The sequence below is a fragment of the Roseicyclus sp. genome (genome assembly GCF_052168335.1).
Taxonomy (GTDB): domain Bacteria; phylum Pseudomonadota; class Alphaproteobacteria; order Rhodobacterales; family Rhodobacteraceae; genus Roseibacterium.
This window is the reverse complement of record NZ_JBQLZP010000428.1, coordinates 1-4,986: the sequence shown is the minus strand read 5'-3', so window position 1 is coordinate 4,986 and position 4,986 is coordinate 1. Positions and strand designations below refer to the sequence as shown.

The window sequence follows — 4,986 nt, the reverse complement described above, 5'->3', positions numbered from 1 at the left end:
CGCGATCCTGCTCGCCGACGAGCCCACGGGCAACCTCGACGGGACGACCGGCGAGGCCATCGTGAAACTCCTGATGGAGCTGCGCGACCGCCACGGGGCGACGCTGATCCTCGTGACGCACGCGCCCGAACTCGCCGCGCGCTGCGACCGGGAGGTGCGGCTTCGCGACGGGCGGGTGGCGACAGGCCTCCGGGAGGCCGCCGAGTGAGCGTCGCCCTCCGCATCGCGGGGCGAGAGTTGCGCGGCGGGCTCCGCGGTTTCCGCATCTTCCTCGCCTGTCTCGCCCTCGGGGTCGCGGCCATCGCGGCCGTCGGCTCCGTGCGCGAGGCGATCCAGCAGGGCCTCGACCGGGAAGGGGCCAGCATTCTCGGCGGCGACGCCGAGATGAGCTTCACCTACCGTTTCGCGAGCGACGCCGAACGCGCCTTCATGGAGCGCGTGGCCGCGCGCCTGTCGGAGACGGTCGACTTCCGTTCCATGGTCAGTCTCGAGCGGGACGGCGAGACCGAGCGCGCGCTGACGCAGGTGCGCGGCGTGGACGGCGCCTATCCGCTCTATGGCGATGTCGTGCTCGATCCGCCCATGCCCCTCGACGAGGCGCTCGCGCAACGGGAGCTTCCGGGCATCGTGATGCAGCGGCTTCTGGTCGACCGCCTCGCGCTGTCCGTGGGCGACGCCGTCCGCCTCGGCACGCAGGATTTCGAGCTCCGCGCCGTGCTGGAAGGCGAGCCCGACGGTGCGGCGGGCGGCTTCGCGCTCGGGCCGCGTTCCATCGTGCGGCTCGACGCGCTGGAGGCCTCGGGCCTGCTCGCGCCCGGAACGCTCTTCGACACGGATTATCGCCTGCGCCTGCCCGCCAGTTCCGACCTCGCCGCGCTGGAGGCGGAGGCGGAGGCGCTCTTCGCCGACAGCGGCATGCGCTGGCGCGACAGCCGGAACGGCGCGCCGGGCGTGCAGGAATTCGTCGAGCGCATCGGCGCCTTCCTCGTCCTCGTCGGCCTCGCGGGCCTCGCCGTGGGGGGGATCGGCGTCTCCTCGGCCGTGCGCGCCTATCTCGACGGCAAGATCGCCACCATCGCGACGCTGAGGACCCTCGGGGCCGAGGCGCGGACGATCTTTACCGCCTACTTCGCGCAGATCGGCCTCCTGACGCTGGTGGGGATCGGGATGGGCGTGGCGCTCGGCGCGGTCATCCCGCTGGCGCTCGCGCCGGTGATCGAGGCGCGGCTGCCGGTGCCGATCGCCGTGTCGGTCTACCCCGCACCGCTGGCCGAAGCCGCGCTCTACGGTCTGCTGACGGCGCTCATCTTCACGCTCTGGCCGCTCGCCCGGACCGAGCAGGTGCGCGCCGCCGCCCTCTACCGCGATGCCTCCGGTCCCTCGCGCAGCCTGCCGCGCCCGCTCTGGCTCGCCGTCGTCGCGGGGCTGTCGGTGGCGCTGGTGGCGCTCGCCGTCACGCTCTCGGGGATACCGGAACTCGCGCTCGGGACGGCGGCGGGCATCCTCGGCGCGCTCCTCCTGCTGGCGCTGTCGGCGCGGCTCATCCGGGCGCTCTCGCGCCGCGCCGCGCGCAGCCGCTGGGTCCGGGGGCGCACCGCGCTCCGCACCGCGCTCGGCGCTGTCGGCGGGCCCGGGTCGGAGGCGACCTCGGTGGTCCTCTCCCTCGGCCTCGGCCTCGCGGTGCTGGCTGCCGTGGGCCAGATCGACGCGAACCTCCGCGCCGCGATCCAGCGCGACCTGCCCGAAGTGGCGCCGACCTATTTCTTCGTGGACATCCAGCCCGACCAGCTCGAGCCCTTCCTCGACCGGGTGCAGAACGACCCGGCCGTCTCCCGCGTCGACACCGCGCCGATGCTCAGGGGCGTCCTCACGCGGATCAACGGCGTGCGGGCGGCGGACGTGGCGGGCGACCACTGGGTGATCCAGGGCGACCGGGGCGTGACCTACCTGCCGACCGCGCCGCCGGCGGAGGAGATCGTCGCGGGCGAATGGTGGCCCGACGACTACGCCGGGCCGCCCCTCGTCGCCTTCGCGGCGGAGGAGGCGCAGGAGATCGGCCTGGGCGTGGGCGACGAGATCACCGTCAACATCCTCGGGCGCGACATCACCGCGACCATCGCCGCGCTCCGCGAGGTGGAATTCGAGAACGCGGGCATCGGCTTCATCCTGACCATGTCGCAGAACGCGCTGGCCGGCGCGCCGCACACCCATATCGCGACCGTCTACGCCGAGGAGGCGGCCGAGGCCGCGATCCTGCGCGACGTCGCGGGTGCGGCGCCCAACATCACCGCGATCCGCGTGCGCGACGCCATCGACCAAGTGGCCGAGGCGCTTCGCAGCCTGGCGGCCGCAACCTCCTACGGCGCGGCGGCGACGCTGCTCACCGGGTTCATCGTGCTGATCGGCGCGGCGGCGGCGGGCGAGCGGGGGCGCGTCTTCGAGGCGGCGGTGCTCAAGACAGTGGGCGCGGCGCGCTCGAAGATCCTGGCGAGCTTCGCGCTCCGCTCGGCGCTTCTGGGCGCGGCGGCGGGCCTCGTCGCCATCGCGGCGGGCGCGCTCGGCGGCTGGAGCGTCACGACCTTCGTGATGGACACCTCCTACCGGTTCGAGCCGGTCTCGGCGCTCGCCATCGTGATCGGTGGCGCGCTCGCCACGCTGATCGCGGGCCTCGCCTTCGCGCTCCGCCCGCTGTCGGCACGGCCCGCGCGGGTGCTCCGCGCGCGGGATTAGGGCACCCCGGACACGGGGCGCCGCGGGATCGCGCGAGTGGGCGGCTTCTCCCTTGCCAATCGGTGGCCGAGCGCGCACCTGAGGCGCATGCTGCGCACCGTCCGCTCGCTCCTCGGCCGGAAGGATCGGCCCGACGCCACGCCCGAGCCCGGGGGCGCGGCGGCGCTCGACCTGCCGCGCCCGGATCGCCCGACCTACGTGGTGGGCGACGTTCACGGACGTGCGGACCTCCTCGAGCTGATGCTCGAACTGATCGACGCGCATATCGGCGGCAGCGGCGCGGGCAATCCCCGGCTGGTCTTCCTCGGCGACTATGTCGATCATGGACGCGAAAGCGCCGAGGCGCTGGCCCGGCTGCGCGAGCTGTCGCGCGACTTCCCCGAAAACGTCGTCTGCCTGATGGGCAACCACGAGCGGATGATGCTCGACTTCCTCGCCGATCCGGTGACGCGCGGCAGGCGCTGGCTGCGCGCCGGCGGGACCGAGACGCTCCGGAGCTTCCGCGTCGATCCCGAGCCGCTGGCGGCAGGCGCCGACCCCGACGCGTTCCGCACCGCCGCAGCCGTCTTGCGCAAGGCGATGCCCGAGGGGCTGGAAGAATGGCTCGCGGGCCTGCCGCTCAGCTGGAATTCGGGCAACCTCTGGGCCGTCCATGCGGGCGCCGACCCGGTCCACACGATGGAAGGCCAGAGCGCGCGCGTGCTTCTCTGGGGACACCCCGAGTTCGAGGCGGTGCCCCGCGCCGACGGCGTCTGGATCGCCCACGGCCATGTCGAGCGGGCCGAGCCGCTCTTCGAGGAGGGGCGCGTCGCGCTCGACACCGCCGCATGGCGCACGGGGCGGCTTACGGCCTGCGCCTTCCGCCCCGACGGACGGCACGACTTCCTTCAGACCTGAAGGCTCAGCGGCGGAGCTTCTCCTCCGCGCCCTTCTCGATCTCCGTCTTCCAGAGCGCGATGCCCGATCGGAAGGCCGCGCGTCCGATCATGTGCGCCGCGACGGGGGCGGTGAAGAGCAGGAAGAGGATCGTCGCCAGAGCCCGCGTCGTGGTCGCGGTATCCGCGAAATAGATCGCGACGGCGGCCAGGATCAGGCCCGAGCCTAGCGTGCCGGCCTTGGTCGATGCGTGCATACGGATCAGCACGTCGGGCAACCGCAGGACGCCCAGCCCCGCGACGAAGCAGAAGAAGCCGCCGAGGACGATGAGCCCGGCCATGAGGTACTCGAGGATCATGTGCGGTCCTCCGCCTGCGGTTGCGGATGTTCGGCGGGCGGCACCTCGGCGAGGCGCCGGTCGTCGCGGCGGACGACGCGCCGCTCGACGAAGCGGGCGAGCGCGACGGTTGCGAGAAAGCCCACCAGCGCCAGCACGATCGCCACGTCGACGAAGGCCGTGTCCTCCGAAAGGATGGCGTAGAGCCCGCAGAACGAGACGATGAGCACCGTCATCATGTCGAGCGCGACGATCCGGTCCGACAGGCTCGGCCCCTTGATGAGCCGCACGAAGGCGAAGGCGACGCCGAGCATCACGAGGATGAAGGAGATGTCGATGGCGGTTCCGAGTATGTCCATGTCCGTCACTCCAGCGCCTCGATCACCCAGCGCTCCATGCCGTTCTTCATCTGCGCCCTGAGCGCCTCGGGGTCGTCGGCGAACATCGCGTGGACGTAGAGCGTCTTCCCGTCGTCCGTCACGTCGAGCGAGAGCGTGCCGGGCGTCAGCGAGATGAGGTTCGTCACCATCAGGATGCCCATCTCGCCCTCCACGTCGAGCGGCATGGAGATCACGCCCGGCCGCGCCTTGTGCTGCGGCGTCAGCACGTCCCAGACCACCTGCACCGAGCTGACCACCAGTTCGTAGAGGAACAGGACGCAGAGCTTCACCCAGCGCCACACGCGGTTGAAGTAGCGGTCGCAGCCCGGGAAGAGCGGCTTCGCGAGGTAGAGCGCGGCCGAACCCAGCGCGAAGCCGACGAGAAGGCCGGTGAGCGTGAAGTTCCCCGTCAGCGCGGCCCAGGCGACCGCCAGCACGATGTTGAGCGTGAAGATGTTCATTCGCCCGCCTCCAGGAATGCGACCTCGTTCGTCGGAGGCGCCTCGCCGCCGAGGACGGTCGCGATGTAGTCGCTCGGATCGAGGAGCTGGTCGGCCGAACGCTCGGCGAAGGCCACGAAGGGCTCGGGGAAGAACCCGATGACGCAGGTGAGCGCGGCGAGAGACGCGATGGGCAGGAGGTAGGCCGCCCGGTCGCGCGGCG

5 protein-coding genes and 2 pseudogenes are annotated in these 4,986 nt (G+C 72.2%); 3 read left to right on the top strand and 4 right to left on the bottom strand.

What is annotated here, in order from left to right; genetic code table 11:
- From ACTS11_RS13130 to ACTS11_RS13120, 3 genes and pseudogenes are all read left to right on the top strand, one after another.
- Positions 1-208, top strand: a pseudogene (locus ACTS11_RS13130) (ABC transporter); the annotation flags it as partial.
- Positions 205-2,730, top strand: a complete 2,526-nt coding sequence (locus ACTS11_RS13125) for an ABC transporter permease (RefSeq protein ID WP_442640757.1) — start codon at positions 205-207, stop codon at positions 2,728-2,730. The pseudogene ACTS11_RS13130 and the gene ACTS11_RS13125, both read left to right, overlap by 4 nt.
- Before the next feature lie 87 nt (positions 2,731-2,817).
- Positions 2,818-3,627 carry a metallophosphoesterase gene (locus ACTS11_RS13120; RefSeq protein WP_442640756.1) on the top strand — a complete coding sequence of 270 codons (810 nt, stop codon included), beginning with the start codon at positions 2,818-2,820 and terminating at the stop codon, positions 3,625-3,627.
- A gap of 4 nt (positions 3,628-3,631) precedes the next feature.
- Here ACTS11_RS13120 and mnhG read toward each other — a convergent pair whose 3' ends face one another.
- The 4 genes and pseudogenes from mnhG to ACTS11_RS13100 form a co-directional block, all read right to left on the bottom strand.
- Positions 3,632-3,964, bottom strand: a complete 333-nt coding sequence (gene mnhG, locus ACTS11_RS13115; protein WP_442640755.1) for a monovalent cation/H(+) antiporter subunit G — start codon at positions 3,962-3,964, stop codon at positions 3,632-3,634.
- Complete coding sequence (locus ACTS11_RS13110; protein ID WP_442640754.1) at positions 3,961-4,302, bottom strand: monovalent cation/H+ antiporter complex subunit F; 342 nt, start codon at positions 4,300-4,302, stop codon at positions 3,961-3,963. The genes mnhG and ACTS11_RS13110 overlap by 4 nt, the downstream gene beginning before the upstream one ends.
- A 5-nt stretch (positions 4,303-4,307) precedes the next feature.
- Positions 4,308-4,784, bottom strand: coding sequence for a Na+/H+ antiporter subunit E (locus ACTS11_RS13105; RefSeq protein WP_442640753.1), 477 nt, complete (start codon positions 4,782-4,784; stop codon positions 4,308-4,310).
- Positions 4,781-4,986, bottom strand: a pseudogene (locus tag ACTS11_RS13100) (hypothetical protein); the annotation flags it as partial. The pseudogene ACTS11_RS13100 and the gene ACTS11_RS13105, both read right to left, overlap by 4 nt.

What these genes read in the sequence shown, in the direction of transcription:
- ACTS11_RS13105 (WP_442640753.1), bottom strand. Translation starts at nt 4,784, where the DNA reads ATGAACATCTTCACGCTCAACATCGTGCTGGCGGTCGCCTGGGCCGCG.
- ACTS11_RS13120 (WP_442640756.1), top strand. Translation starts at nt 2,818, where the DNA reads ATGCTGCGCACCGTCCGCTCGCTCCTCGGCCGGAAGGATCGGCCCGAC.
- ACTS11_RS13110 (WP_442640754.1), bottom strand. Translation starts at nt 4,302, where the DNA reads ATGGACATACTCGGAACCGCCATCGACATCTCCTTCATCCTCGTGATG.
- mnhG (WP_442640755.1), bottom strand. Translation starts at nt 3,964, where the DNA reads ATGATCCTCGAGTACCTCATGGCCGGGCTCATCGTCCTCGGCGGCTTC.